The organism is Serratia sp. H1w, from assembly GCF_000633355.1.
Classification (GTDB): Bacteria; Pseudomonadota; Gammaproteobacteria; order Enterobacterales; family Enterobacteriaceae; genus Chania.
Map to the genome: position 1 here is coordinate 48503 of NZ_AYMQ01000050.1, position 24363 is coordinate 72865.

The window sequence follows — 24363 nt, forward strand, 5'->3', positions numbered from 1 at the left end:
AAAATGAACATTGAACAGCTGATTGCCGGCGTGGAACAACAGGTCTTGCAGTGGCGCCGCCATTTGCATGCCAATCCAGAGTTGTCATTTCAAGAAGCGCAGACGGCAGACTACATCGCCTCACAACTGGCTAACCTTGGCCCATTAACGATTTCCCGCCCTACGCCAAATAGCGTTGTCGCCGATTTGCAGGGGGCAGCGCCGGGGCCGTGCTACGCATTGCGTGCCGATATCGATGCCTTGCCTATTCAGGAAGAAAGCGACGAACCTTTCTGTTCGACCCGGCCAGGGGTGATGCATGCCTGCGGTCATGATGCCCACAGCGCGATGCTGTTGGGGGCCACCAGCGTGCTGTGCCAGCTTCAGGCGCAGTTGCAGGGCTCCGTACGTTTTATCTTCCAGCATGCCGAAGAAGTGCCACCGGGCGGTGCCCAGCAGTTGGTCGATCTGGGTGTTCTGGACGGCGTGAAGATGATCTTTGGCCTGCATGTCATGCCCAACTTCCCTACCGGCGAGGTGGGGATGAAACAAGGGGTGTTCAGCGGCTCCAGCGATAACTTCGACATTGTGTTGCAAGGCAAGGGTGGGCACGGTTCGATGCCGCATTTGTGCATCGATCCCGTACCGATTGGTGCAGAGATTGTGAGTGCATTGCAGCAGGTGGTCGCGCGTAAACTGGATCCGTTAAATGCCCCGGTACTGACGGTAGCTACCTTCCAGGCGGGCGACAGCTATAACGTCATCCCAGACAGCGCGCGGTTGGCGGGAACGCTGCGTACTCATAATCAGGAAGTCCGCGAGCGGGTACCGCTACTGGTGGAGCAAACCGTTGCGGGGATCAGCCAGGCGCATGGTGCCAGCTATAAGGTTGACTGGACGCGTGGCTATACCATTGGCAATAACCATTCCGATGCTTGCGCCATTGCGCGTGAAGTCGTGGCCGAGACCGTGGGGCCACAGGCGCTGCGTGAGTTGACCAGCGCGATGTTTGGCAGCGAGGATTTCTCTTCCTATCAGGAGAAGGTGCCGGGGTGCTTCCTGTTTATCGGCAGCGGTAACGAGGCGATCGGTGCCACCTATGGCGTGCATAACCCTCGCTTTAAACTGGATGAGGCGGCAATGCAGATCGGGGTGAAACTGCACGTTGGTTTTATCCGCCACCTGTTGATGCGCTAACCCATACCGGGCGCAGTTGATTGCCGCGCCCAATCGCTTTACTCGATTTTCTTGCCTTCCATCAGCCGCTGTACCAGCGGTGCCATGATCAGCTCCATCGCCAGCCCCATTTTGCCGCCCGGCACGACCAGCGTATTGATATGCGAGATAAACGATCCTTGGAGCATCGCCAGTAGGTAGGGGAAATCGATTTGATCCAGACCACGGAAGTGGATCACCACCAGGCTTTCGTCCAGCGAGGGGATCGCCTTGGCGGCAAACGGATTGGAGGTGTCCACTGTCGGGACGCGCTGGAAGTTGATATGGGTACGCGAGAACTGCGGCGTGATGTAGCTGATGTAGTCCTCCATCGAACGCACCACCGAGTCCATCACCGCCTCGCGGGAATGTCCACGCTCGCCGGTATCGCGAACCAGCTTCTGGATCCACTCCAGGTTGACGATCGGCACCACGCCAACCAGTAGATCGACATGTTTGGCCACATCGATCTGGTCAGCTACGACGCCGCCGTGCAGCCCTTCGTAAAACAGCACGTCCGTGGGGGCAGGCAGTGGCTCCCAAGGCGTGAACGTGCCCGGTACCTGGTTGTAAGGTACCGCTTCGTCGTAAGTATGCAGATATTTACGCGAGCGACCGGTGCCGTTTTTACCGTACTCGATAAAGCTTTGTTCCAGTAGACCGAAATCGTTGGCCTCAGGACCGAAGTAGCTGATATGGCGGCCCATATCGCGAGCCTTACGGATTGCCGCATCCATTTCCGGCCGGGTATAGCGGTGGAAGCTGTCGCCTTCCAACTGGGCCGCACGCAGGTTCAACTGCTGAAAAATCTTGCGGAATGCCAGGCTGGTGGTGGTGGTGCCGGCTCCACTGGAACCGGTCACCGCGATAACGGGATGTTTGGCTGACATGATCGAGGGTCACTCCGTATTAAATGCGCAGGCTCAGAGTATGATTTTTAGTGTGACTGATGTCCTTTCGCTCTAGGCGAATTTGTGCGCGTTGGTTTGCAATACTGCATTGTTACCTGATTTTTTCCCTCAGTCATAGCGTCAAATAATACTAAATTTCTTCCTGCCCGGCGCGGATCTGCCCGCGTGGCATGATGTTGACGGTTTCATGTAACTCTGACCACACCAACACCACTTCGCCGCTTTTCAACTGGCGGCGCACGTCGTCGACCTTCTGTTCCAGCGAACGTTCGTGCTCGCCGTAGTCGGTGCCTTCACGTAACACAAAGGATTCGATCAGGCTGTTGAGGGTCTCTTGTTCAATGTCTTGCCAGGGAATAATCACTTGGTGGGTTCCAAAAAAGGAGAAAGCCAGGCTGGGATACGTTGCTCCAGCCACATTTGTGGTTTTTTCAACGTGCCACCGACAAAGCCGACGTGGCCACCGCACTCTGTCAGCTGGTATTCGATATTGGGTGGCAGGCTGTTGAGATCGGGGATCACCGCGTCGGTCATAAACGGATCGTCTTTGGCGTGAATGATCAGCAACGGCGTCGTGATCTGCGGCAACAGCGGCAGGGCGCTGCAACGGCGGTAGTAATCGACCGCATCGCTGAAGCCGTGAATACGCGAGGTGATCACATCGTCAAATTCGCGGATACGCCGCAGCTTGCTCAATTGCGAGAGCTCCAAGGGCAGGGTGCCTGGGTAGTGCAGCAGCTTGCGTGTGGCATTTTGCTTCAGTTGGCCTAGCAGATAGTGCTGATAAACACGTGAGAAGCCCTGTTCCATACGCAGCGAGCAAGGCTCCAGCATCAACGGGGCGGAAACGACCACCGCCGCCTGTAGCAGGCTGTCATTGCCCTGTTGGGCTAGATAATAGGCCAACATGTTGCCGCCAAGGGAAACCCCGACTGCCGCCGTTGGCACTTCACCAAAACTGTCACGCAGCCAGCGCAGGAAGAAGCGGGCATCTTCCGTTTCGCCGGAGTGGTAGATGCGCTGCTTGCGGTTGGGCACGCCGCTGCAACCCCGGAAATGCATCACTACGCCTAACCAGCCTTGCTCGCGCCAGGCATTGAGCAACCCATGTGCATAAGGGCTGTAGAAATTGCCTTCTAACCCATGGAACAGCACCACGCGGGGTTTCTCGCGCGCCAGTTGCGGATCTTCACTCCAGGCCAGATCGACGAAATCGCCATCGGGCAACTCCAGCCGTTGCCAATGTGGCTGTACCCGCACGCGGCGGCGCACCAGCCGTGGCAGCAGGGTTTGCAGGTGTGGATTGCTGGCCCCGGTCAGGGGGCGAAAGGATTCATACATAGTGAATAAAATTCTTGTTGGCGGCTATTGTGTGATCGGAACCGCACTGTTAGCTTCAAACTCATGTATTAGCAATCATACTGCAAAAACGTCATTTGGGTGAGGAGCACCCGCTTCATGGAACTGAGTTTATTTCTTTCGATGTTAGGCTTCCTGTGGGTAGCCGCGATCACTCCCGGGCCAAACAACATGCTGCTCACCACTTCCGGTGCCAATTTTGGCTTTATGCGCTCATTGTGGCTGATGATCGGCATTATGCTGGGGATGCAGAGTATCTTGGTGCTGGTGGCGTTTGGCGTGGGTGGGTTGATCCTGATTTATCCTTCCCTGCACCTGATCCTGAAAATCCTCGGTAGCCTTTATCTGCTGTGGTTGGCGTGGAAAGTGGCGACGGCAGCCTATGAAAAGCTGGAAACCGACGCGCCGCCGCCGAAGCCGGTACGTCTGCATCAGGGCTGGCTGTTGCAGTTCCTCAACCCCAAGGCCTGGTTGATGGCGCTGGGGGCAGTGGCGAGCTTTAGTCTGGCGGGGGATAAATACAACCACTCCATTCTGGCTATCGCCTTCGGTATCTTTGCCGTCAATATTGTTGCCGGGATCATCTGGTTGGGTTTTGGTACGGTGATTGGTCGTCTGCTGCGTAGCAAGCGGGCCTGGATTATCTTTAACGTCTCGATGGGGCTGTTAACCGCAGCCTGCGTATTACTGATTTGGCATTGAGGGAGCTTTGATGGCCGAAAACTACTTTCATGTTGATGCCTTTATCGGCGAAGGACTGCGGGGCAATCCGGCAGGTGTCTGCCTATTGCAGCAACCGTTGGCAACGGCGGAGATGCAGGCTATCGCCAACGAACTCTACCTGCCGGAAACCAGCTTTGTCTGGCAGGATGGTGATATGTACGCGATCCGCTGGTTTACGCCAACGCGGGAGGTGGATCTCTGCGGGCATGCCACCCTGGCCACGGCGCACGTGCTGCTCAACGTGGTCAACCCGGCCCTGAGCGATATCCGTTTTCGTTCCGCCAGCGGCGAGCTGTATGTCAAACGCGATGCGGCCGATGGTGAACGGCTGATCCTGGATTTCCCTGCTCGGCCAGCGCAGCAAATTGCCGAACCGGCGCAACTGGCCGCTTTGCTCGGTGTGCAACCGCTGGAAGTATGGCAGGCTCAGTCGTTGATGGTGGTATTGGCAGATGAAGCGCAGGTGAGGACAGTGCAGCCAGCGATTGCCGAGCTGATCGATCACCTTGGTTACGGCGTGATCGTCACGGCTCCGGGTGATGATGTGGATTTTGTCTCGCGCTACTTCTCTCTGGATCGCAGCGAAGATCCGGTAACCGGCTCGACTCATTGCATTCTGATGCCTTACTGGACGGCACGTCTTGGCCGCCAGGCGCTACATGCCAAACAGCTGTCATCACGCGGTGGCGAGCTGTTCTGCGAGCTACAAGGGGAACGCACGTTGCTGGGGGGCTACGCACGTATCTTCTTGCGCGGCACTCTTTCAGGTTGAGCTCCGTTCCAGCAGTTGCCAATCCAGCACGTCGTGGCAAGGGGGCAACTGCTGGCCCTGAATTTTCTCCAGCAGCAATTGCACGCTACGCACACCAAACTGATGCATCGGCTGAACGATGGTGGTCAGTGGGGGCGTGGTGATGCTGCCAAACGGCACGCCGTCAAACCCCATTACCGCGATATCTGCTGGAATGCGCAGACCTTGCTGGTGCAAGGTGCTCATCGCGCCTCCGGCGATCACGTCCGAAATGGCAAATACCGCATCGGGCTGTGCCCCTGCGGCCAACAGATTGCTCATGGCCTGCGCGCCAGCGGCATAGTCCAGTCCTTCGACGTATTCCACCTTGCAATACTCCAACCCCAAATCGGCCAGCGCCTGCCGGTAGCCCTGTTCACGTTGTTGTGAGTACAGATAACGCATGTCGCCGTTAATCAGCGCGATGCGTTGGCGGCCCTTGGCGGCCAGATGATGCACGCCAGCCATGGCAGCCTGATGGTTATCGATGGTAACGGAAGAGGCGCGGAATTCGGTATCGCCTTCGCCGCATTGCACCCAGGGAAAATCACCGATCATGGCGGTCAACCCCGGTAAGCAACTGATGGCATCCATAGTGATCACTCCATCAACCACTTTGCCACTCAGCAGGCTGAGGTAGGCGGATTCGCGGGTCGGGTTAGATTCCGAGTTGCACAACAGAATATGGTAGCCGTGGCGTTCGGCTTCTTCTTCAATGCCGCGGACCACCATGGAGCAGAAAGGGTTGGTGATATTGGACACCAACACCAGCAGCATCCCACTGCGGGCAGTACGCAACTGACGAGCCAGCAGGTTGGGTTGATAGTCACAGGCGCGGATCGCCGCCAGGACTTTATCGCGAGTGGCTGGTTTGACGATCTGTTGGTCATTTAATACCCGTGAAACGGTGGCCGCTGAGACGCCAGCGATCTTTGCCACCTTTGCTATCGACATGGTTTGCTTTTCCTTCTGCTCGTTTGCCTTGCCGTAGGGGCGCTGCATGCTGCGCCCGTTTAACCGTATAGGGTGTATTAGCGTAGGTTGAACATGTTTGACCCCGGCACATTTAGCATCATAACCAATTTGGCATCAATTTGATCCCTGCGGGAAATGTGTGACGCCGATTACAAATTCATCTTCTGCCTGCTTTTATCTACCTTAATCCGGTTGCCGAAAAAAAGAAATCGATTACATTTTATTCATTGCTGTAATGTAATCGATTTCATTTTGCTTTTTCACGGAAATCCTCAACTAGCGATGTGATAGGAGGTGGCAGATGGAGATACAACTTCAAGTAGCGCAAGCGCAGGATCGCAGCGAGATTGCCGCCCTGATCCATAGCTCAACCAATGCCTGGTATCGGCAGCACGGAATGGGGGACATCTTCTCCGCCGGCGCGGAAAGCTGTGGCCTGTTTGTCGATGTTTACCAGCAGTTGGATGCCGGCCACCACTGGATTGCTCGTGATGCACAAGGGGCGATCTGCGGCTCCTGCTTTTTCCACCCGCGTGAAACCCATCTGGGGCTGGGCATCATGAATGTGCATCCCGATTATTTTGGCCGGGGGATTGCCCGCCGTCTGTTGGCCAAGGCCGACGAACTGGCTGGCGATTTACCGGTTCGATTGCTGTCCAGTGCACTGAATCTGGATTCCTATTCGCTCTACCAGCGTGGGGGATTTACCCCGTATGCCCTCTATCAGGATATGGCGATCCCGGTGCCAAGCCAGGGATTGGCTTTGCCACGTCTGACGCGCGGTCAAGTGCGAGCCGCCCGGTTCGACGATCTGCCCGCCATCCTACAACTGGAACGCGAGTTGCTGGGCATCGAACGCCAACGCGATATCGCTTATTTCCTCAATGACGTCAGTGGACTGTGGCAGGTGGCCGTCTGGGAGTTGGACGGTCGCATCGGCGGCTATCTGGCCTCGGTGGCACATCCGGCTTCCCGCATGCTGGGGCCGGGTTGTTGCCATAGCGAGGAGATCGCCCTTGAGCTGCTCGGCTGGATGCTGGATTGCCATCATCGGGGCACAACTCCGGTGGTATTGGTACCCGCACAGCGCCCTGCGCTTAGTCAGGTTTTGCTGCGCTGGGGGGGCCGAATTTGTGAATTACATATCGCGCAGGTGAAAGGCCAGGCGCAACAACCCGGCGGCGTAGTGATGCCGTCCTTTTTGCCGGAAAGCGGTTAGCACCGGCGTCGTTGCTGTATCAAACCACCAACACCGATGGGGGAGTTATGCAAACAGATAGCCTGGCCCTGGGGGCCAAAAGCACCACGTTCAAATGGGTGGTGCCGCGGCTGGCACTGATGATGTTCCTGCAATTTTTTGTCTGGGGAGCCTGGTACGTCACGCTTGGGGTGGTGATGGGCAAATATGGCCTGACCGCGATTATTGGCGATGCCTATTCCACCGGGCCAATCGCCTCCATCCTGTCGCCATTTGTATTGGGGATGGTGGTCGACCGCTTCTTTGCCTCGCAAAAGGTGCTGGCCGTGTTGCACCTGGTTGGGGCCGGCCTGCTGTGGATGATGCCAGGCTTCTTTGCCGAGGGGCAGGGCAGCGGGCTGCTGTGGATCATCTTCGGTTATATGCTGTGCTACATGCCCACCATTGCCCTGAGCAACAACGTGGCATTTTACAGCCTGAGCAATAGTGAGAAAGCCTTCCCGATCGTGCGGGCGTTCGGCACCTTTGGCTGGATTGTCGCTGGACTGATCGTCGGCAGCACTGGCATGTCGGACAGTACCGATATCTTCACCCTGGCGGCGGTGGCTTCGTTGGTATTGGCGGTTTACAGCTTTACGTTGCCACATACCCCGGCGCCGGAACGCGGCAAGCCAGTGAAAATGCGCGATCTGCTGTGTGCCGACGCCTTCGCGATGCTCAAGCAGCGCCATTTCCTGGTGTTTATCATCTGCGCGATGCTGATCTCGATCCCGCTGGCGGCTTATTACGCCTATGCCGCGCCGTTCGTTGCCGCAGCCGGTTTTACCAACGTGGGTGGCGTGATGTCGCTGGGGCAAATGTCAGAGCTGTTCTTCATGCTGCTGATCCCGTTCCTGTTTGCCCGCCTGGGAATCAAGTACATGCTGATGATCGGCATGCTTTCCTGGTTCCTGCGTTACGTGATGTTCGCGCTGGGCATTACCGAAGAAATGCGCTGGATGATCTACCTTGGCATCATCCTGCATGGCATGTGTTACGACTTCTTCTTCGTCATCGGCTTTATCTATACCGATAAGGTGGCGGGCGACAAGGTGAAAGGCCAGGCCCAGAGCCTGCTGGTGCTGTTCACCTACGGCATAGGGATGCTGATTGGTTCACAAATCAGCGGTGCGCTGTTTAACCAGATGGTGACAGGGGAAGGGGCTGCGGCGTTGCCGCAATGGCAGCACTTCTGGTGGTACCCGGCGTTCGGTGCATTAGCGATCGCCGCGCTGTTCTTCTTCACCTTCAACTACCGGGATACGCCAGCAGGGGAGAAACGTGATGGCTGATTTACGCGTGCTGGTGGTGGGCTGCGGCAATATGGGGGCGTCCCATGCCGAGGCTTACCACGCGATGGAAGGGGTAGAAATTTGTGGGCTGGTAGCACGAGGGGAGTCGCGTGAGGTGCTTAATCAACGCTTGGGTGGCGGTTATCCCACCTTCAGCGATTTTGAGTTGGCGCTGGCGCAAACCCGGCCAGATGCCGTCTGCCTGACCACTTATCCCGATACCCACGAAGCTTATGCCTTGGCTGCTTTGGCTGCGGGGTGTCACCTGTTTATCGAAAAACCGCTTGCTACCACGGTAGCAGGGGCCGAAAGGGTGATCGCCGCAGCCAGGCAGGCACAGCGGCAGGTGGTGGTGGGCTACATTCTGCGCCATCACCCTTCCTGGCAGCAGTTTGTCGAACTGGCTCGGGGCCTGGGTAAACCCTTGGTGATGCGGATGAACCTTAATCAGCAAAGCCATGGGCAGATGTGGAATGTGCATCGCAATCTGATGCAGTCGTTGTCACCCATCGTTGATTGCGGCGTACATTATCTGGACGTGATGTGCCAGATGGCCCAGGCCGAACCCATCAGCGTGAGTGCGATCGGTGCCCGGTTGACCGATGACTTGCCCCAGGGCATGTATAACTACGGCCAGCTACAGGTGCGCTTTGCCGACGGGTCGGTCGGTTGGTACGAAGCGGGCTGGGGGCCGATGATCAGTGAAACGGCCTACTTTGTGAAAGACGTTATCGGGCCACGCGGGTCGGTTTCGATCGTGGCCCGCCATCAGGAAAGGGCCTCCGACGATGTCGGGGGGCATACCAAAACCGAATCCTTGCGCGTGCATTACGCCGATCTGGATGATGAAAACCGCTTTAAACGGCCAGATCGCTGGATCGATTGCCAGGATGAACCAGACCATTTGGCGCTGTGCCTGAGTGAACAGCGTTACTTTTTACAGGCCATTCGTGAACAGCGGGATCTTCATCAGCATCTTCAGGATGCATTGAACAGCTTGCGGGTGGTTTTGGCGGCGGACGAAGCGGTGCGCAGCCAACGCACGGTGGTATTAGGGAGAGACGAATGAAGACGATGCAGGGGCCGGGACTATTTTTAGCGCAGTTCATCGCCGAGCAGGCCCCGTTTAATACTTTGGATGGCCTGGCGGAGTGGGCCGCCGGGCTGGGCTTCACCAGCGTACAGATCCCCACGCTGGAACCGGCTATCTTCGATCTGGCATTGGCGGCGCGCAGTCAGGATTATTGCGATGAGATTATCGCCCGGCTTGGGCGGCACGGTATTACTATCAGCGAGCTGTCGACGCATCTGCAAGGGCAGTTGGTCGCCGTCCATCCGGCCTACGATCTGGCCTTCGATGGGTTTGCTCCGCCAGAAGTCCGGGGCAAACCACAGTTGCGGCAAGCCTGGGCAACGGAGCAATTGTTGCTGGCGGCACAGGCTTCGCAGCGCTTGGGGCTGACGGCGCATGCGACTTTCTCCGGGGCGTTGGCGTGGCCCTACTTCTACCCGTGGCCACCGCATAATGCGTTACTGCTGGAAGAGGCTTTCGAACAGTTGGCCCTGCGCTGGCTGCCGATCCTGGACGCCTTCGATCGGGCTGGCGTAGATCTGTGCTATGAACTGCATCCGGGAGAGGACCTACATGACGGTGTGACCTTTGAGCGCTTCCTGGCCAAGGTCGGCAATCATCCCCGCTGCCATATTCTCTACGATCCCAGCCATCTGCATTTGCAGCAGATGGATTATCTGGGCTTTATCGATTGCTATCACCAACGTATCCGCGCGTTTCACGTCAAGGATGCGGAATATCGCCCCAGCGCGCGCAGCGGAGTGTATGGGGGATACCAGCCGTGGCCAGAAAGGCCGGGGCGTTTTCGTTCACTGGGGGATGGGCAAATCGACTTCCCGGCCATTTTCAGCAAGCTGACGCAGTACGGTTTCCCCGGCGTCGCCACGTTGGAATGGGAATGCTGTATCAAGTCACCGGAGGCTGGGGCACGTGAAGGGGCGGCGTTTATCGCCCGCCATATTATTCCGGTGGCGGAACGGGCCTTTGATGATTTTGCCGTCGTGGCTACCGACCGGGCGCAGGTGAGAGCGATGTTGGGCGTGGAGGACGCATTATGAGATTGAAGCTGGGAATGGTGGGCGGCGGTGAAGGCGCGTTTATCGGTGCCGTGCATCGGCTGGCGGCGCGGATGGATGATGAGTTCGAACTGGTCGCCGGCGCGTTTTCTTCCGATCGGCAAAACTGCCTGCGCACCGGGGCGTTACTGCATTTGCAGCCGGAGCGTTGTTACGCCGACTTTAACCAGATGGCACTGGCGGAAGCGGCGCGTGAAGATGGAATTGATGTTGTCGCGATCGTGACCCCGAATTATTTGCATGCCCCGGTAGCCAGTGCCTTTCTCAACGCTGGGATTGATGTGATCTGCGATAAGCCGCTATGCAATTCGTATACGGAAGCGTTGCAGTTGGCCGAGACCGTACGCCAAAGCGGCAGGCAACTGATCCTGACCCATAACTACAGCGCTTACCCGCTGGTGCGTGAGGCACGTAGCCGGGTGTTAGCGGGGGAGTTGGGCGAGGTTCGCTTCGTCGAGGTGGAGTATTTGCAGCAATGGTTGGCAAAACCCCTGGAACTGACCGACAACAAGCAGGCGGGTTGGCGTGCCCAGCCGGAAAAGGCCGGAGCAGGTTGCATCGGTGATGTGGGCACTCACGCCTGGCAACTGGCAGAGTTTGTCTGCGGCATGTTGCCTGAGGCGATCAGCGCTGAGCTATCGTCATTTATCGCGGGGCGCAGGCTGGACGACGACGTACGGGTGCAGATGCGTTACGCCAATGGGGCCAAGGGTCGCCTCTGGGCCAGTCAGGTGGCCTGCGGTCATGAGAATGGCCTGAAACTACGGGTCTACGGCAGTGAGGGTAGCCTGGAGTTCTGCCAGGAAAACCCTAACCAACTTTGGATACGGCCCTTCGACGCGCCTGCGTATTGTATTACTCGTGCCTCGGCATTTCAGCACGTAGAAAACCGCCTGCTGGCCCGTGTGCCTGCGGGGCATCCGGAAGGTTATCTGGAAGGGTTCGGTCAGATTTACCGTGAAGCGGCCCGCTGTTTACGTGATGGCCCTGCGGCGGCACCGCTGTTACCGGGGATTGAAACCGGCGTGCAAGGGATGGCGTTTATTGATGCCGCCCAGCGCAGCAGTGCCGCAGGGGGCGAGTGGGTGGCATTGATATCGCCATAAGTAATAAAGAAGATTTTTTTATTCTTTTATTGCCGAGCGCCGCTCAGATAAAACTGTAGCTCACAGCACAGAATTTTATCAACGGAGCGGATCATGGCGAGCAAACTTTTCTCATTACGCAGTGCAGTCTTGTTGGCTTTAGCGCTCGGTACGGCCAGTGCCCAGGCAGTGGACGTTACCGTGGCGTACCAGACCTCCGCCGAACCGGCCAAGGTGGCGCAGGCGGAAAACAGCTTTGCCAAACAGTCTGGCGCGACCGTTGACTGGCGCAAATTTGACAGTGGTTCCAGCGTATTACGTGCGCTGGCCTCTGGCGACGTGCAGATTGGCAATATCGGTTCCAGCCCGCTGGCCGTGGCGGCCAGCCAGAAACTGCCGATAGAAGTTTTCCTGATCGCCTCGCAGCTCGGCAGTTCCGAAGCGCTGGTGGTGAAAAAGGAGATCAAGTCTCCCCAGGATCTGATCGGCAAGCGCATTGCGGTGCCGTTCATTTCCACCACTCACTACAGCCTGCTGGCCTCCCTGAAACACTGGGGTATCAAACCTGAACAGGTACAAATCCTCAACCTGCAACCACCTGCTATTGCGGCGGCCTGGCAGCGTGGGGATATCGACGGGGCATACGTCTGGGCGCCAGTGGTCAATGAGCTTGCCAAGCAAGGCAAGGTGCTGACCGACTCCGAGCAGGTTGGCCAATGGGGCTCACCAACGTTGGACGTGTGGGTAGTGCGCAAAGACTTCGCCGAGAAGCATCCAGACGTGGTCACCGCGTTTGCCGCTAGCGCCCTGAAAGCGCAGAAAGCCTATCTGGCCAAGCCGGAACAGTGGCTGAAGGACCCAAGCAATCTCAGTACGCTGGCTCGCCTGAGCGGAGTGCCGCCAGAGCAGGTGCCGGAGCTGGTGAAGGGGAATCGTTATCTGCCGGTAGCCGATCAGATCAGCCAACTGGGCCAGCCGGTGGATAAAGCCATTCGCGATACCGCCGAGTTCCTTAAGCAACAAGGCAAGATCCCACAGGTAGACAGTGACTACAGCGCCTTTGTGACCGACCGCTTTGTCAAACAGGTACAGGCTGCGCCGCAGTCATAAGGGGGCCGCAATGCTAAACGTTAACCATCTTTCGGCGGAATATCAGGGGCGTCCGGCGCTGCGCGATGTGTCGTTCCAGATCGCCAGCGGGCAATTGGTGGTGGTGTTGGGGCCTTCGGGCTGCGGCAAAACCACGCTGCTGAATCTGCTCGCCGGATTTATTGAGCCAACGGCAGGCAGCATTACGCTGGATGACGTCCCCGTTAAAGGCCCGGGTGCCGAACGGGGCGTGGTGTTCCAGCATGAAGGTTTGTTGCCGTGGCGCAACGTGGTGGATAACGTGGAGTTTGGTTTGCAGCTGGCCGGGGTAGCGAAGGTGCAACGCCGCAAGGTTGCGCAGCAGATGCTGCAACGCGTTGGGCTGACCGGCTATGAACAACATTTCATCTGGCAGCTTTCCGGAGGGATGCGTCAACGGGTGGGCATTGCTCGCGCCTTGGCTGCTGACCCTCGGCTGTTGCTGCTGGATGAGCCTTTTGGTGCGCTGGACGCGTTCACTCGCGAACAGATGCAGGAACTGCTGTTGAACATCTGGCGCGATACCGGCAAGCAGGTGTTGTTGATCACCCATGACATTGAAGAGGCGGTGTTCCTGGCCAGTGAGCTGTTACTGCTTTCCCCAGGGCCGGGGCAGGTGGTGGAGCGGCTGTCGCTGAACTTTGGCCAGCGTTATGCCGCCGGTGAGCCTTGCCGCTCGATCAAATCCGATCCTGAGTTTATCGCCCAGCGTGAATATGTGTTGGGCCGGGTGTTCCAACAGCGCGAGGCCTTGCTATGAGCCTGCATTCCGTTCTGAAAGCCGCCGTGCCCTCCGCAGTGCGGCAGTCTCGCTTTACGTTGCCGCGTAGCCTCAAGTTGAGCGCCGCAACCTTACTGACCCTGTTGGCGATATGGTGGGCGGTAACTGCATTAAACTTGATCAGCCCGCTGTTCTTGCCTGCGCCGCAGCAGGTATTGCATCAACTACTCGTTATTTCCAGCCCACAAGGCTTTATGGATGCCACGTTATGGCAACACCTGGCCGCGAGTTTGGGCCGCATTCTGGTGGCATTGCTGGCCGCGGTGGTGATTGGTGTCCCGGTAGGTATTGCGATGGGGCTGAGTGAGACGGTACGTGGCTTGCTTGATCCACTGATCGAAATTTATCGTCCGGTGCCGCCGTTGGCCTACCTGCCGTTGATGGTGATTTGGTTTGGCATTGGCGAAACCTCGAAAATCCTGCTGATTTACCTGGCGATTTTTGCTCCGGTGACGCTTTCGACCGTAGCTGGCGTACGCAGTGTGGCGCAGGTGCGCATTCGTGCCGCGCAGGCTTTGGGCGCCAACCGCTGGCAGCTGTTGCGCTTTGTCGTGTTGCCAAGCGCGCTGCCGGAAATCCTGACCGGCATTCGCATTGGGCTGGGTGTCGGTTGGTCTACGCTGGTAGCCGCCGAACTGATCGCCGCTACGCGCGGCCTGGGATTTATGGTGCAGTCCGCCGGTGAGTTTTTGGCGACCGACGTGGTGATCGCCGGTATCAGCGTGATTGCGATAATCGCATTTGGTCTGGAGCTGGGGCTGCGTGCCTTGCAGCGCCGGTTGACCCCTTGGCATGGAGTTCAGCAATGAACGAACGTTTAGCAATTACCCCGTTGGGGCCTTATATCGGCGCGTTGGTGGAGAACGTTAATCTGGCACGGCCACTGGGCGACGGCCAGTTTGAGCAGCTTTACCATGCCTTGCTCAAACATCAGGTGCTGTTCCTGCGCGATCAGCCGATCACGCCGTTACAGCAGCGTGAGCTGGCAGGGCGCTTTGGCGATCTCCATATTCACCCGGTGTATCCGCATGCTCCCGATGTGGAGGAGATTATTGTGCTGGATACCCATGACAATAATCCGCCGGATAACGATAACTGGCATACCGACGTGACCTTTATTGAAAACCCGCCACAGGGGGCGATTTTAGCCGCCAAGCAACTGCCGACGACCGGTGGCGATACGCTGTGGGCCAGCGGGATTGCCGCTTATGAGGCGTTGTCTGAACCCTTCAAGCGGTTGCTGGCCGGGTTGCAGGCGGAACATGACTTCACCAAGTCATTCCCCGAATATAAGCATCGCGGTAGCGAGGAAGAACATCAGCGCTGGCTGTTGGCCGTTCAGAAGAACCCACCGTTGTTGCACCCGGTGATCCGCACCCATCCGGTGACCGGCAAGCAGGCGCTGTTCGTCAATGAAGGATTTACTACGCGAATTGTGGGGTTGGCAGCGAAAGAGAGCGATGCCCTGCTAGGTTTCCTGTTTGCACATATCACCAAGCCAGAGTTTCAGGTGCGCTGGCGCTGGCAGGCCAACGATATTGCCATCTGGGATAACCGCGTGACGCAGCATTACGCCAATGCGGATTACCTGCCGCAGCGGCGCATTATGCACCGAGCGACCATTCTGGGGGATAAGCCGTTTTATCGCGCCTGAGGATCACTCCACCATCAGGTTTCTGGAGAAGTTGATCATATCCACACCCGCTTTCTTGCGATACAGGCGTGCCTTGCGTGCGCCTGTTGCCACTCTCTCGCCGGTTTCCTCAAACATCTCCGAAGCGTCGAAACGCCGCATCAGGCTTTTGCGCTGCACGTTATGCGACAAGATGATCTCAATCACTTCCTGTAACTGGGAAAGCGTGAACTCCGCTGGCAGGCAATAGACCGGCAGCATGGAGTAAGCGGTTTTTTGCCGTAATCGCTGCAGTGCCGCTGTCACAATCGTTTGATGATCGAAGGCCAACTGCTGCGTTTGCAGGCTGTCCATCGGCATCCAGGCTACGTCATTCACATCGGCGATATGTGGTTGGCAATCGGCATGGGCGATCAGGGCAAAGTAGACCGTCGTCAGGCTCCAGCCGCGCGGATCCCTCTCCGGGCCAGAAAAGCTTTCCAACTGCGCCAGATAAGGCGGCACCACGCCAGTTTTTTCCCTCAGTTTGCGTTCGGCGGTTGCTTGCGTTGAGGCATCGCGCTGCAAATCGATAAATCCGCCGGGCAATCCCCATTGATCGCGGAAAGGGTGATTGGCGCGCTTGGCTAACAGCACGCACAGCTGCCCGTCATGCACGGTAAACAGCACGCTGTCGACAGTGACGATCGGAGAGGGGAAGAGGCGCGGATCGTAATTTTTGAGGTACTCGGCTTGGGTGGTCATGCAGGCGCTCGGCTAAAAAGGTCTTTGAGACAATATAACAACTGCCGTGGAGGAATGATAATGCTTCACCGTGTAGGGGCGTTGCATGCTGCGCCCGTTCAGACATAGCAATGAGTTAAACGGCTTTTTTGCAATCGACGCATTTTTTTTCTTGCTAATAAATGTCCATTGGACAATTATATAAATGTCTTAGAGACATTAATTGATGGGGAGAGGAATATGAGCGCACAGTTGCAGTTGTTTTTGAACGACATGGAAGTAAAAGTCGCAACCGGCAAGTTTCCCGATGGGGCGGTGTATGCCCGGTTTGAACAGCCTGAAACGACCGGAATATCGCAGATGCGCATACGTGCCAGCGCAATGCGCAGCATGGATGACTTCATGTTATTGGCACGGCTCACGCAGGCGGTGCGTCACCAATTCCTGATCAAAGAAAGTTTGCTCGAACTGCCATATCTGCCTTATGCCCGTCAGGATCGCCATATGACCTCTGGCGACAGCTTTGCGCTCAAGGTGTTCGGCCAATTACTTAACACGCTGGCGTTTGACCGTGTGACGGTGCTGGACCCTCATAGCGAGGTGGCTGCCGCCGTGATCAACAACATGCACATCATTACCCAGCAACAGTGCATGCAGCACAGCAGCAGATTGGCCAATCTGTTGACCCAGCAGCAGCTATTCCTGATGGCACCGGATGCCGGAGCGCTGAAAAAAATCCACGCGGTGGCGGCCCATTTTGGCATCGCGCAATACGGCATCATGACCAAACATCGCGACGTGTTTAGCGGCGATCTGACGGGATTCGAGCTGCTGGCTGGCGATGTGCAGGATAAAGATGTGCTGATCGTTGATGACCTGTGCGACGGTGGCGGCACCTTTATTGGCTCGGCTCAGGTGTTGCGTCAGGCGGGGGCACGTACGGTCAGCCTGTATGTCACCCACGGAGTGTTTTCCAAAGGGACTGCGGCCCTGTTGAACCAGGGCATCGATAACCTCTATACCACCACCTCCTATGCTACGGCGGAATTGGCTGGGCAACGTGTTGAACTGATTGATATTGCGCGTATCTACGCAGATTAAGGAACCCACTATGTTAACTAACCCAATTCTGGCGATTGATGGCTACAAAGTCTCACACCGCGAGCAGTATCCGCAGGGCACCACGCGGGTTTACTCTAACTTCACACCGCGCAGCGATCGGTTCTTTGCTTCACCGCTGCCGGACGGCAAACTGGTGTTCTTTGGATTGCAGGGCTTCTTGCAGTGGTTCATGGTGGATCTATTTAATCAGCAGTTCTTTGCTCAACCGGAAGAGCAGGTGGTGGGTGAGTATAAGACGCTGATGGACAGCTACATCGGTCAGGATCGGGTTTGCGTTGAGCATATTCGCGCCCTGCATCGGCTGGGCTATTTGCCGCTGCATATCAAAGGGTTGGATGAAGGCAGCAAGGTGCAGATGAAGGTGCCGGTGCTGACCATCACCAATACCGTCGAGGAGTTCTTCTGGTTGGTCAACTATCTGGAAACGGTGATCTCGGCCGAACTGTGGAAGGCTTCCACCAACGCCACCATTGCCCATCATTACCGCAAAATCTGCCAGCAGTGGGCGGCCAAAACCTGTGACGATGTGGCACACCTGGATTTCCAATGCCACGACTTCTCCTTTCGCGGTTTGTCGGGCATGCATGACGTTGCGCAGTCTGGCACCGGGCATTTGCTCAGCTTCAAGGGAACCGACAATATTCCTTCCGTGCTGTATGCACAGCGGTATTACCCAACCGCGGCCGATTACTTTGTGGCTGGCAGCATCCCCGCTACCGAGCACAGTGTGATGTGCATGGGCGAGCAGGCGACGGAGATCGAAACGTTCCGCCGGCTGATTGAAGACCTCTATCCGAACGGGCTGGTTTCTATCGTGTCGGATACCTGGGATTACTGGCAAGTGCTGACGCAGTTTACTCGCGAGCTACATGACAAAATCATGGTACGCGATGGCCGTGTGGTGTTCCGCCCAGACAGTGGCGACCCGGTAGCGATCCTTTGTGGGACCGGTGACGACAGTGATAGAAGTGAACAACGCAGCGCCGAAGAGAAGGGCTCGGTGGAAGTGCTGTGGGAAATCTTTGGTGGTACGGTTAACAGTAAGGGTTACAAGGTGTTGGATCCCCATGTTGGGCTGATCTACGGCGATTCGATCACGCTGGAACGCGCGCAGGAAATCCTTCGACGGCTGGAAGCTAAAGGGTTTGCCAGCTCTAACGTGGTGTTTGGCGTCGGTTCTTTCACCTACCAATACCACACCCGCGATACCTTCGGTTTTGCGATGAAGGCCACCTATGGCGAGGTAAACGGGGTTGGGCGAACTATTTTCAAACAGCCGAAGACCGACAGCGGTTTAAAGCAGTCTGCACGTGGTTTGTTACGGGTGATCCGCGATGGGGAAGGGGAATATCAACTGCTGGATAATCAGGACTGGCAGCAGGAACGGCAGGGTGAACTGAAAACGCGCTTCCTGGATGGCAAACTCTATCACCAGGACTCACTGGAGCAAATCCGCCAGCGTCTTTCATGTGCGTAGCATTACCCCTCACCCCAACCCTCTCCCACAGGGAGAGGGGACCGACCGTGCCCTCCATAAACTCCCAATCTGACCTTGGCACGGGCGCAGCATGCAGCGCCCCTACGCAGGTGAGGGGGCGTTAACTCAACTCTCTGCATCAAACGCCTGGGTCAGCGTTTCCAACTGTTCCTGGGCGTCTAGCCAGGTCATTTCCGTCTCTTCCAGAGCGGATTTGGCCTGGCTTTGCTTTTGCAGGCAGGCGGTCAGGTCGGCTTTGCGACTGTTGTCGTACAGCGCCGAGTCTGCCAACTGTTCTTCCACTGCGGCCAATTCGGCACCCAGCTTGTCCATCTGCTGTTCCAGCTTGGCGATCTGCTTACGCAGCGGCTGGGTTTGCGTACGGAATTCGGCTTCTCGGCGCTTTTGGTCTTTACGGGCCTGCGCGCTGTTACCGTTATCCTGCTTCGGTGCAGCATCCTGCTGTGCCTGCTGCTTTTGCAGGTCACTCAGCCACTGCTGATAATCGTCCAGATCGCCCTCGAACTGCTCTACCTGGCCATCGTGTACCAGATACAGATCGTCGGTGGTGGAACGCAGTAGGTGACGGTCATGCGAAACGACCACCAAGGCCCCTTCGAAATCGATCAACGCTTCGGTCAACGCCTGGCGCATATCCAGATCCAGGTGGTTGGTTGGTTCATCGAGCAGCAGCAGGTTAGGGCGCTGCCAGACGATCAACGCCAGCACCAGCCGCGCTTTTTCACCGCCGGAGAAACGTTCGGTGATCTCGGTGACCTTGTCGCCCTGGAAACCGAAACCGCCCAGGTAATCCCGTAGCTGCTGTTCCAACACGCGAGGGGCGATACGGCTCAGATGCTGAAGTGGCGACTCATCGGCTCGCAGGAACTCCAACTGATGCTGGGCGAAGTAACCCAGTTTAATGCCTTTCGCCAACCCGATTTCGCCGCTGAGTGGTTCCAGGGTGCCGGCCAGCATTTTGATCAGCGTTGATTTACCGGCACCGTTGCGCCCCAGCAGGCCAATACGTGAACCGGGCACCAGGTTGAGCTTGATCGACTGCAAAATCACCTTGTCGCCATAGCCCGCGCTGACTTTCTCCATCCGCAACAGCGGGTTTGGCAGGCTTTCCGGTTGGCGGAAACTGAAAGTGAACGGATTATCGACGTGCGCCGGGGCAATCAGCTCCATCCGCTCCAGCATTTTGATGCGGCTCTGCGCCTGTTTGGCCTTGGTGGCCTGGGCGCGGAAACGGTCAATGTAGCTTTGCAGGTGTGCCACTTTTTCCTGTTGGCTCTGATACAGCGACTGCTGCTGCGCCAGTTTGGTTACGCGCTGGCGCTCGAAAGAAGAGTAGTTGCCGGTATATTCGTTGATGGTCTCATTTTCGATGTGCAGGATTTTATCGACGATAGGATCGAGGAAATCGCGGTCATGCGAAATCAGTACCAGTGTGCCAGGGTAGCCTTTCAGCCAACGTTCCAGCCAGATCACCGCATCCAAATCCAGGTGGTTGGTCGGTTCATCCAGCAACAGTAGGTCGGAACGGCAAACCAAAGCCTGGGCCAGGTTGAGACGCATGCGCCAACCGCCCGAGAAGGCTCGCACCGGGCTTTGCAACTGTTCGTTGGAAAAGCCTAAACCGTGCAACAGGCTGGCAGCACGGGAACGAATGGTCCAGGCATCCAGAGCATCGAGCTTGCCGTGCAGCGTGGCGATGGCGTGGCCGTCATCCTTATCGTTTGCCACCTGCAATTCGGCTTCCAACTGGCGGAATTCGCGATCTCCATCGATAACATACTCAATGGCGGGCACGTCCAGTGCCGGCGTTTCCTGATTCACCCAGGCTAACGCCCAGTTGTTTGGGAAGGTGTAGCTGCCACCGTCTGCGGCAATCTCACCTTTCAACAGGGCTAACAGCGTGGATTTCCCACAGCCGTTCTTACCCACCAGGCCGACCTTCTGACCTGGATTAACCGTCGCCGTGGCGTTGTCCAACAGGACGCGGGTGCCGCGTCGGATTTGTAGCGAGGAGAAAACAATCATAAAGCGCCGTTTGTTCAGAGTATGTTAAATTGAATGGAGTTTACGTTAACAGGACGCCTACGGGTCCTATTATTAGTCTTTGCGTTGCATGGTAACGGAAATCCGCCACCCTGACGACGCTTTGGAGGGGAATGATGTCACAGCCGCCGAAGGTTTTGCTGCTGTATGCCCATCCGGAATCCCAGGACTCGGTAGCAAACCGGGTTTTGTTACAACCGGCACAGCAGTTGGAAAACGTCACCGTGCACGATTTATACGCGCACTATCCGGATTTTTTTATTGATATCCATCACGAGCAACAGCTGCTGCGCGACCATCAGGTTATTGTTTTTCAACATCCCTTATACACCTATAGCTGCCCGGCCTTGCTCAAAGAGTGGTTGGACCGTGTGCTGTCCCGCGGGTTTGCCAGCGGGATGGGCGGCAATGCGTTGGCAGGCAAATACTGGCGCTCGGTGATCACTACCGGGGAGCCGGAAGGAGCCTATCGCACCGGGGGTTATAATCGCTATCCGATCGAGGATATTCTGCGCCCTTTTGAGCTGACTGCGGCCATGTGCCATATGCACTGGCTGACGCCGATCCTCGTCTACTGGGCGCGCCGCCAGAAACCGGAAGTGCTGAGCAGCCATGCCAGCGCCTATGGCGATTGGTTGCGTAACCCGTTGCCGCATACCGGGAGGCACTAATGGAAGGTTCCGCGCTGTTAACCGCCATACTGCTGTTCCTGTTTGCCGCAGTGGTGACGGTGCCGATTGCCCGTCGTCTGGGGATTGGGGCTGTCTTAGGCTATCTGATCGCCGGTATTGCCATCGGCCCATGGGGATTGGGATTCATCCGCGACGTGGATGAAATTCTGCACTTCTCCGAATTGGGCGTGGTGTTCCTGATGTTTATCATCGGGCTGGAACTGAATCCGGCCAAGCTGTGGGAGCTACGTCGTTCAATCTTTGGTGTCGGCGCCGGGCAGGTCCTGGTTACGGCGGCAGTGCTGGGCGCGTTGCTTTACTTCAGCCATTTTGCCTGGCAGGCGGCGGTGATTGGCGGTATTGGTCTGGCCATGTCATCGACGGCCATGGCGCTGCAACTGATGCGTGAAAAGGGCATGAACCGCAACGAGGGGGGCCAGCTAGGTTTCTCGGTGCTGCTGTTCCAGGATATGGCGGTGATCCCGGCGTTGGCGTTAATCCCGATTCTGGCTGGGGGCGGAGGCACCAGCGACGATTGGGCGAAGATCGCCATGAAAGTCGCTGCATTCGGCGGCATGCTGATCGGTGGCCGCTTCCTGTTGCGCCCGTTGTTCCGCTATATCGCCTCATCGGGTGTACGCGAAATCTTTACGGCCGCGGCGCTATTGGTGGTGCTGGGGGCCGCGTTGTTTATGGATGCCCTGGGCCTGTCGATGGCGTTGGGGACCTTTATCGCCGGGGTGCTGCTGGCAGAGAGCGAATATCGCCATGAACTGGAAATCGCCATTGAGCCTTTCAAGGGGCTGCTGCTCGGGCTGTTCTTCATCTCGGTAGGCATGGCGCTGAATATGGGCGTGTTGTATACCCATCTGCTGGAAGTGTTGCTTGGCGTGGTGATCCTGGTCGCGGTGAAATCCGGTGTGCTTTATTCGCTGGCGCGGATCTTTGGCCTGCGGCGTTCGGTGCGCATGCAGTTTTCCGGGGTGCTGAGCCAGGGCGGGGAGTTTGCCTTTGTGCTGTTCTCAGCGGCCTCCACGCAACACGTAATCGATAACGACCAACTGGCCTTGCTGCTGGTGGTGGTGACGCTGTCAATGATGACCACGCCGTTGCTGATGCAGATTATCGATCGCATTCTGGTCCGCCGCTATAACGCCAAAGATGAGGATGAAGAGGCTCCTTACGTCGAAGATGACGATCCACAGGTGATTATCGTCGGCTTCGGTCGTTTCGGGCAGGTGATTGGCCGTTTACTGATGGCTAACAAGAAGCGAATCACCGTGCTTGAGCGTGACGTCAGCGCGGTTGGCGTACTGCGTCGTTATGGTTACAAGGTTTACTACGGGGACGCAACCGAGCTGGAGCTATTGCGGGCTGCCGGGGCGGAAAAAGCCAAATCCATCGTCATTACCTGTAATGAACCGGAAGACACCATGGCTATTGTCCATTTGTGTCAGCAGCATTTCCCCAACCTGTCTATTTTGGCTCGGGCACGGGGGCGTGTTGAGGCGCATGAACTGTTACAGGCCGGGGTGAAACAGTTTAGCCGTGAAACCTTCTCCAGTGCTTTGGAACTGGGGCGCAAGGCGTTAACGGAGTTGGGGATGCATCCGCATCAGGCTTATCGCGCTCAGCAGCATTTTCGCCGGCTGGACATGCGTATGCTGCGTGAACTGATGCCACCACATCTGGGGGATGTGGCCCAGATATCCCGCGTGAAGGAAGCCCGGCGCGAGCTGGAAGAACTTTTCCACCGCGAAATGCAAAAAGAAAAACGGCAGTTCGACGGCTGGGATGAATACGAATAATTGGGAGCAAAATGATGTCTGCAACACGTAAAAGATTTATCGCCGGGGCGGTTTGCCCAAGCTGTAAGGCTATGGATACGCTGGCAGTTTGGCGTGAAGACCAGGTCGAGGTGGTGGAGTGCGTCAAGTGTGGCCACCATCAGCGTCAGACCGAGCAGCAGGTGGAAAAACACGTGCGCCCGCAGGAACAGGTGATCGGTATTTTTCATCCAGAGTAGCGTTATCTGCCGTGATTTTTTATGCTGAAGGGTACAGCACTGGAGATTTCCGCTACAATCTCCACCGATTTAGTTTCCAACGGTAGGAGATATCATGAAAGTAACAAAAGACTTGGTAGTCAGCCTGGCATACCAAGTACGTACAGAAGACGGTGTTTTGGTTGATGAGTCTCCGGTGAGTGCACCGCTGGACTATCTGCACGGGCATGGTTCTCTGATTGCAGGTCTGGAAAAAGCACTCGAAGGTCACGAAGCTGGCGATCGTTTCGACGTTCATGTAGCCGCTAACGAAGCTTACGGCAACTACGACGAAAATCTGGTGCAGCGCGTTCCTAAAGACGTCTTCATGGGCGTTGATGAACTGCAGGTAGGCATGCGCTTCCTGGCTGATACCGATCAGGGCCCGGTTCCGGTTGAAATCACCGAAGTTGATGGTGACCACGTGGTGGTTGATGGTAACCACATGCTGGCTGGCCAGGACCTGAACTTCCATGTAGAAGTTGTGGCGATCCGCGAAGCGACCGAAGAAGAACTGGCCCACGGCCACGTTCACGGCGAGCACGATCATCACCACGAACACGGTGACGGCTGCTGCGGCGGTCATGGCCACGACCACGATCATGACCATGAGCACGGCAAGAAAGGCGGCTGTGGCGGCAACGGTGGTTGCGGCTGCCACTAATCCTGGCGCGGTAACTGCAACAAAAGGTCGCTTCGGTGGCCTTTTTTAGTAATGGGGCGGTGGAGTCTCTTCCGATTGTGAGGCGATCATCGAAGGTTGGCTGGCGCGCAGTTTGTCGGTCAGCAGGCGCAGGTGCTCTTGTATTTTCAACATTTCAAGCTGATGCTGCACCACGGTTTGATTAAGTTCCTCAATCGTTACTTCCTGAAAAGCCTGACGGCTCTCCATCTCTTCCAACCGTTGCAGCAGGCTCTGGTAGTCTTTCTCGTGCATGATGTTACCTCTGGCACTGTTAAATCCGGGATTCTGGCACTATGTTATCAGTAGCGGTCGGCTTTGTGC

Annotated in this window: 25 protein-coding genes; 18 read left to right on the forward strand and 7 right to left on the reverse strand. The window is 56.8% G+C overall.

Annotated features, from left to right (window positions below; translation table 11 throughout):
• The first annotated feature begins 3 nt into the window (after window positions 1-3).
• Complete coding sequence (locus U869_RS0110915) at window positions 4-1176, forward strand: amidohydrolase (protein ID WP_025122358.1); 1173 nt, start codon at window positions 4-6, stop codon at window positions 1174-1176.
• Window positions 1177-1214: 38 nt separating this feature from the next.
• Here the strand turns inward: U869_RS0110915 and U869_RS0110920 are convergent, their stop codons facing one another.
• The 3 genes from U869_RS0110920 to U869_RS0110930 all read right to left on the reverse strand — a co-directional run bounded on the left by U869_RS0110920 (window position 1215) and on the right by U869_RS0110930 (window position 3446).
• Window positions 1215-2084 (reverse strand): phosphoribulokinase, encoded by an 870-nt coding sequence (locus U869_RS0110920; protein WP_025122357.1) that lies wholly within the window; start codon window positions 2082-2084, stop codon window positions 1215-1217.
• Between the two features lie 151 nt (window positions 2085-2235).
• Window positions 2236-2469, reverse strand: a complete 234-nt coding sequence (locus tag U869_RS0110925; RefSeq protein WP_024530813.1) for a YheU family protein — start codon at window positions 2467-2469, stop codon at window positions 2236-2238.
• Window positions 2466-3446, reverse strand: coding sequence for a hydrolase (locus tag U869_RS0110930; RefSeq protein ID WP_025122356.1), 981 nt, complete (start codon window positions 3444-3446; stop codon window positions 2466-2468). The genes U869_RS0110925 and U869_RS0110930 overlap by 4 nt, the downstream gene beginning before the upstream one ends.
• A 117-nt stretch (window positions 3447-3563) precedes the next feature.
• Here U869_RS0110930 and U869_RS0110935 point away from each other — a divergent pair, with 117 nt between their 5' ends.
• Together U869_RS0110935 and U869_RS0110940 are read left to right on the forward strand one after the other, a co-directional pair.
• Window positions 3564-4166: a LysE family translocator gene (locus tag U869_RS0110935; protein ID WP_025122355.1), complete on the forward strand. Its 603-nt coding sequence runs from the start codon at window positions 3564-3566 to the stop codon at window positions 4164-4166.
• 10 nt (window positions 4167-4176) lie between these two features.
• A complete protein-coding gene (locus U869_RS0110940; protein ID WP_025122354.1) occupies window positions 4177-4959 on the forward strand; it encodes a PhzF family phenazine biosynthesis protein in 783 nt (260 codons plus the stop codon).
• Here U869_RS0110940 and U869_RS0110945 read toward each other — a convergent pair.
• A complete protein-coding gene (locus U869_RS0110945; protein WP_025122353.1) occupies window positions 4951-5931 on the reverse strand; it encodes a LacI family DNA-binding transcriptional regulator in 981 nt (326 codons plus the stop codon). The genes U869_RS0110940 and U869_RS0110945 overlap by 9 nt on opposite strands.
• 322 nt (window positions 5932-6253) lie before the next feature.
• Between U869_RS0110945 and U869_RS0110950 the strand changes: the two genes are divergently transcribed.
• The 9 genes from U869_RS0110950 (at window position 6254) to tauD (ending at window position 15277) form a co-directional block, all read left to right on the forward strand.
• Window positions 6254-7171 carry a GNAT family N-acetyltransferase gene (locus tag U869_RS0110950; RefSeq protein WP_025122352.1) on the forward strand — a complete coding sequence of 306 codons (918 nt, stop codon included), beginning with the start codon at window positions 6254-6256 and terminating at the stop codon, window positions 7169-7171.
• A 47-nt stretch (window positions 7172-7218) separates the two neighbouring features.
• Window positions 7219-8481 (forward strand): MFS transporter, encoded by a 1263-nt coding sequence (locus tag U869_RS0110955; RefSeq protein WP_025122351.1) that lies wholly within the window; start codon window positions 7219-7221, stop codon window positions 8479-8481.
• A complete protein-coding gene (locus tag U869_RS0110960) occupies window positions 8474-9550 on the forward strand; it encodes a Gfo/Idh/MocA family protein (RefSeq protein WP_025122350.1) in 1077 nt (358 codons plus the stop codon). The genes U869_RS0110955 and U869_RS0110960 overlap by 8 nt, the downstream gene beginning before the upstream one ends.
• Complete coding sequence (locus U869_RS0110965) at window positions 9547-10611, forward strand: sugar phosphate isomerase/epimerase (protein WP_025122349.1); 1065 nt, start codon at window positions 9547-9549, stop codon at window positions 10609-10611. The genes U869_RS0110960 and U869_RS0110965 overlap by 4 nt, the downstream gene beginning before the upstream one ends.
• Window positions 10608-11735, forward strand: coding sequence for a Gfo/Idh/MocA family protein (locus U869_RS0110970; protein WP_025122348.1), 1128 nt, complete (start codon window positions 10608-10610; stop codon window positions 11733-11735). The genes U869_RS0110965 and U869_RS0110970 overlap by 4 nt, the downstream gene beginning before the upstream one ends.
• 93 nt (window positions 11736-11828) lie before the next feature.
• Window positions 11829-12824: a taurine ABC transporter substrate-binding protein gene (gene tauA / locus U869_RS0110975; protein ID WP_025122347.1), complete on the forward strand. Its 996-nt coding sequence runs from the start codon at window positions 11829-11831 to the stop codon at window positions 12822-12824.
• Window positions 12825-12834: 10 nt separating this feature from the next.
• The gene (gene tauB, locus U869_RS0110980; RefSeq protein WP_025122346.1) at window positions 12835-13602 is read left to right on the forward strand and encodes a taurine ABC transporter ATP-binding subunit; all 768 of its coding nucleotides are present in this window, start codon (window positions 12835-12837) and stop codon (window positions 13600-13602) included.
• Entirely contained in the window at window positions 13599-14432 is an 834-nt protein-coding gene (gene tauC, locus U869_RS0110985) for a taurine ABC transporter permease TauC (protein ID WP_025122345.1), read from the forward strand. The genes tauB and tauC overlap by 4 nt, the downstream gene beginning before the upstream one ends.
• Window positions 14429-15277 carry a taurine dioxygenase gene (gene tauD / locus U869_RS0110990; RefSeq protein WP_025122344.1) on the forward strand — a complete coding sequence of 283 codons (849 nt, stop codon included), beginning with the start codon at window positions 14429-14431 and terminating at the stop codon, window positions 15275-15277. The genes tauC and tauD overlap by 4 nt, the downstream gene beginning before the upstream one ends.
• Before the next feature lie 3 nt (window positions 15278-15280).
• Here the strand turns inward: tauD and U869_RS0110995 are convergent, their stop codons facing one another.
• Window positions 15281-16000 (reverse strand): NUDIX domain-containing protein, encoded by a 720-nt coding sequence (locus U869_RS0110995; protein ID WP_025122343.1) that lies wholly within the window; start codon window positions 15998-16000, stop codon window positions 15281-15283.
• 219 nt (window positions 16001-16219) lie between these two features.
• Between U869_RS0110995 and prs the strand changes: the two genes are divergently transcribed.
• Both prs and U869_RS0111005 read left to right on the forward strand, forming a co-directional pair.
• Window positions 16220-17080: a ribose-phosphate diphosphokinase gene (prs, locus tag U869_RS0111000; RefSeq protein WP_025122342.1), complete on the forward strand. Its 861-nt coding sequence runs from the start codon at window positions 16220-16222 to the stop codon at window positions 17078-17080.
• 10 nt (window positions 17081-17090) lie between these two features.
• Window positions 17091-18578, forward strand: a complete 1488-nt coding sequence (locus U869_RS0111005) for a nicotinate phosphoribosyltransferase (protein WP_025122341.1) — start codon at window positions 17091-17093, stop codon at window positions 18576-18578.
• Window positions 18579-18704: 126 nt separating this feature from the next.
• Here the strand turns inward: U869_RS0111005 and U869_RS0111010 are convergent, their stop codons facing one another.
• Window positions 18705-20624 carry an ABC transporter ATP-binding protein gene (locus U869_RS0111010; protein WP_025122340.1) on the reverse strand — a complete coding sequence of 640 codons (1920 nt, stop codon included), beginning with the start codon at window positions 20622-20624 and terminating at the stop codon, window positions 18705-18707.
• 134 nt (window positions 20625-20758) lie between these two features.
• On the opposite strand from U869_RS0111010, the gene kefG reads away from it, so the two are divergent.
• The 4 genes from kefG to slyD all read left to right on the forward strand — a co-directional run bounded on the left by kefG (window position 20759) and on the right by slyD (window position 24021).
• The gene (gene kefG, locus U869_RS0111015; protein ID WP_025122339.1) at window positions 20759-21313 is read left to right on the forward strand and encodes a glutathione-regulated potassium-efflux system ancillary protein KefG; all 555 of its coding nucleotides are present in this window, start codon (window positions 20759-20761) and stop codon (window positions 21311-21313) included.
• Complete coding sequence (gene kefB, locus U869_RS0111020) at window positions 21313-23121, forward strand: glutathione-regulated potassium-efflux system protein KefB (protein ID WP_025122338.1); 1809 nt, start codon at window positions 21313-21315, stop codon at window positions 23119-23121. Before kefG ends, kefB begins: the two co-directional genes overlap by 1 nt.
• A 14-nt stretch (window positions 23122-23135) precedes the next feature.
• Window positions 23136-23339: a YheV family putative zinc ribbon protein gene (locus U869_RS0111025; protein WP_004951224.1), complete on the forward strand. Its 204-nt coding sequence runs from the start codon at window positions 23136-23138 to the stop codon at window positions 23337-23339.
• Window positions 23340-23433: 94 nt separating this feature from the next.
• The gene (gene slyD, locus U869_RS0111030) at window positions 23434-24021 is read left to right on the forward strand and encodes a peptidylprolyl isomerase (RefSeq protein WP_025122336.1); all 588 of its coding nucleotides are present in this window, start codon (window positions 23434-23436) and stop codon (window positions 24019-24021) included.
• A gap of 45 nt (window positions 24022-24066) precedes the next feature.
• Here the strand turns inward: slyD and U869_RS0111035 are convergent, their stop codons facing one another.
• Complete coding sequence (locus U869_RS0111035; RefSeq protein ID WP_025122335.1) at window positions 24067-24294, reverse strand: SlyX family protein; 228 nt, start codon at window positions 24292-24294, stop codon at window positions 24067-24069.
• Between the last annotated feature and the right edge of the window lie 69 nt (window positions 24295-24363).

Coding starts and splice junctions, on each gene's coding strand:
- U869_RS0110950 (WP_025122352.1), top strand. CDS start 6,254: ATGGAGATACAACTTCAAGTAGCGCAAGCGCAGGATCGCAGCGAGATT.
- tauB (WP_025122346.1), top strand. CDS start 12,835: ATGCTAAACGTTAACCATCTTTCGGCGGAATATCAGGGGCGTCCGGCG.
- U869_RS0110920 (WP_025122357.1), bottom strand. CDS start 2,084: ATGTCAGCCAAACATCCCGTTATCGCGGTGACCGGTTCCAGTGGAGCC.
- U869_RS0110945 (WP_025122353.1), bottom strand. CDS start 5,931: ATGTCGATAGCAAAGGTGGCAAAGATCGCTGGCGTCTCAGCGGCCACC.
- tauC (WP_025122345.1), top strand. CDS start 13,599: ATGAGCCTGCATTCCGTTCTGAAAGCCGCCGTGCCCTCCGCAGTGCGG.
- U869_RS0110930 (WP_025122356.1), bottom strand. CDS start 3,446: ATGTATGAATCCTTTCGCCCCCTGACCGGGGCCAGCAATCCACACCTG.
- prs (WP_025122342.1), top strand. CDS start 16,220: ATGAGCGCACAGTTGCAGTTGTTTTTGAACGACATGGAAGTAAAAGTC.
- U869_RS0110915 (WP_025122358.1), top strand. CDS start 4: ATGAACATTGAACAGCTGATTGCCGGCGTGGAACAACAGGTCTTGCAG.
- kefB (WP_025122338.1), top strand. CDS start 21,313: ATGGAAGGTTCCGCGCTGTTAACCGCCATACTGCTGTTCCTGTTTGCC.
- U869_RS0110955 (WP_025122351.1), top strand. CDS start 7,219: ATGCAAACAGATAGCCTGGCCCTGGGGGCCAAAAGCACCACGTTCAAA.
- kefG (WP_025122339.1), top strand. CDS start 20,759: ATGTCACAGCCGCCGAAGGTTTTGCTGCTGTATGCCCATCCGGAATCC.
- U869_RS0110970 (WP_025122348.1), top strand. CDS start 10,608: ATGAGATTGAAGCTGGGAATGGTGGGCGGCGGTGAAGGCGCGTTTATC.
- U869_RS0111005 (WP_025122341.1), top strand. CDS start 17,091: ATGTTAACTAACCCAATTCTGGCGATTGATGGCTACAAAGTCTCACAC.
- tauD (WP_025122344.1), top strand. CDS start 14,429: ATGAACGAACGTTTAGCAATTACCCCGTTGGGGCCTTATATCGGCGCG.
- U869_RS0110995 (WP_025122343.1), bottom strand. CDS start 16,000: ATGACCACCCAAGCCGAGTACCTCAAAAATTACGATCCGCGCCTCTTC.
- U869_RS0111025 (WP_004951224.1), top strand. CDS start 23,136: ATGTCTGCAACACGTAAAAGATTTATCGCCGGGGCGGTTTGCCCAAGC.
- U869_RS0111035 (WP_025122335.1), bottom strand. CDS start 24,294: ATGCACGAGAAAGACTACCAGAGCCTGCTGCAACGGTTGGAAGAGATG.
- U869_RS0110965 (WP_025122349.1), top strand. CDS start 9,547: ATGAAGACGATGCAGGGGCCGGGACTATTTTTAGCGCAGTTCATCGCC.
- U869_RS0110940 (WP_025122354.1), top strand. CDS start 4,177: ATGGCCGAAAACTACTTTCATGTTGATGCCTTTATCGGCGAAGGACTG.
- U869_RS0110960 (WP_025122350.1), top strand. CDS start 8,474: ATGGCTGATTTACGCGTGCTGGTGGTGGGCTGCGGCAATATGGGGGCG.
- U869_RS0110935 (WP_025122355.1), top strand. CDS start 3,564: ATGGAACTGAGTTTATTTCTTTCGATGTTAGGCTTCCTGTGGGTAGCC.
- tauA (WP_025122347.1), top strand. CDS start 11,829: ATGGCGAGCAAACTTTTCTCATTACGCAGTGCAGTCTTGTTGGCTTTA.
- slyD (WP_025122336.1), top strand. CDS start 23,434: ATGAAAGTAACAAAAGACTTGGTAGTCAGCCTGGCATACCAAGTACGT.
- U869_RS0111010 (WP_025122340.1), bottom strand. CDS start 20,624: ATGATTGTTTTCTCCTCGCTACAAATCCGACGCGGCACCCGCGTCCTG.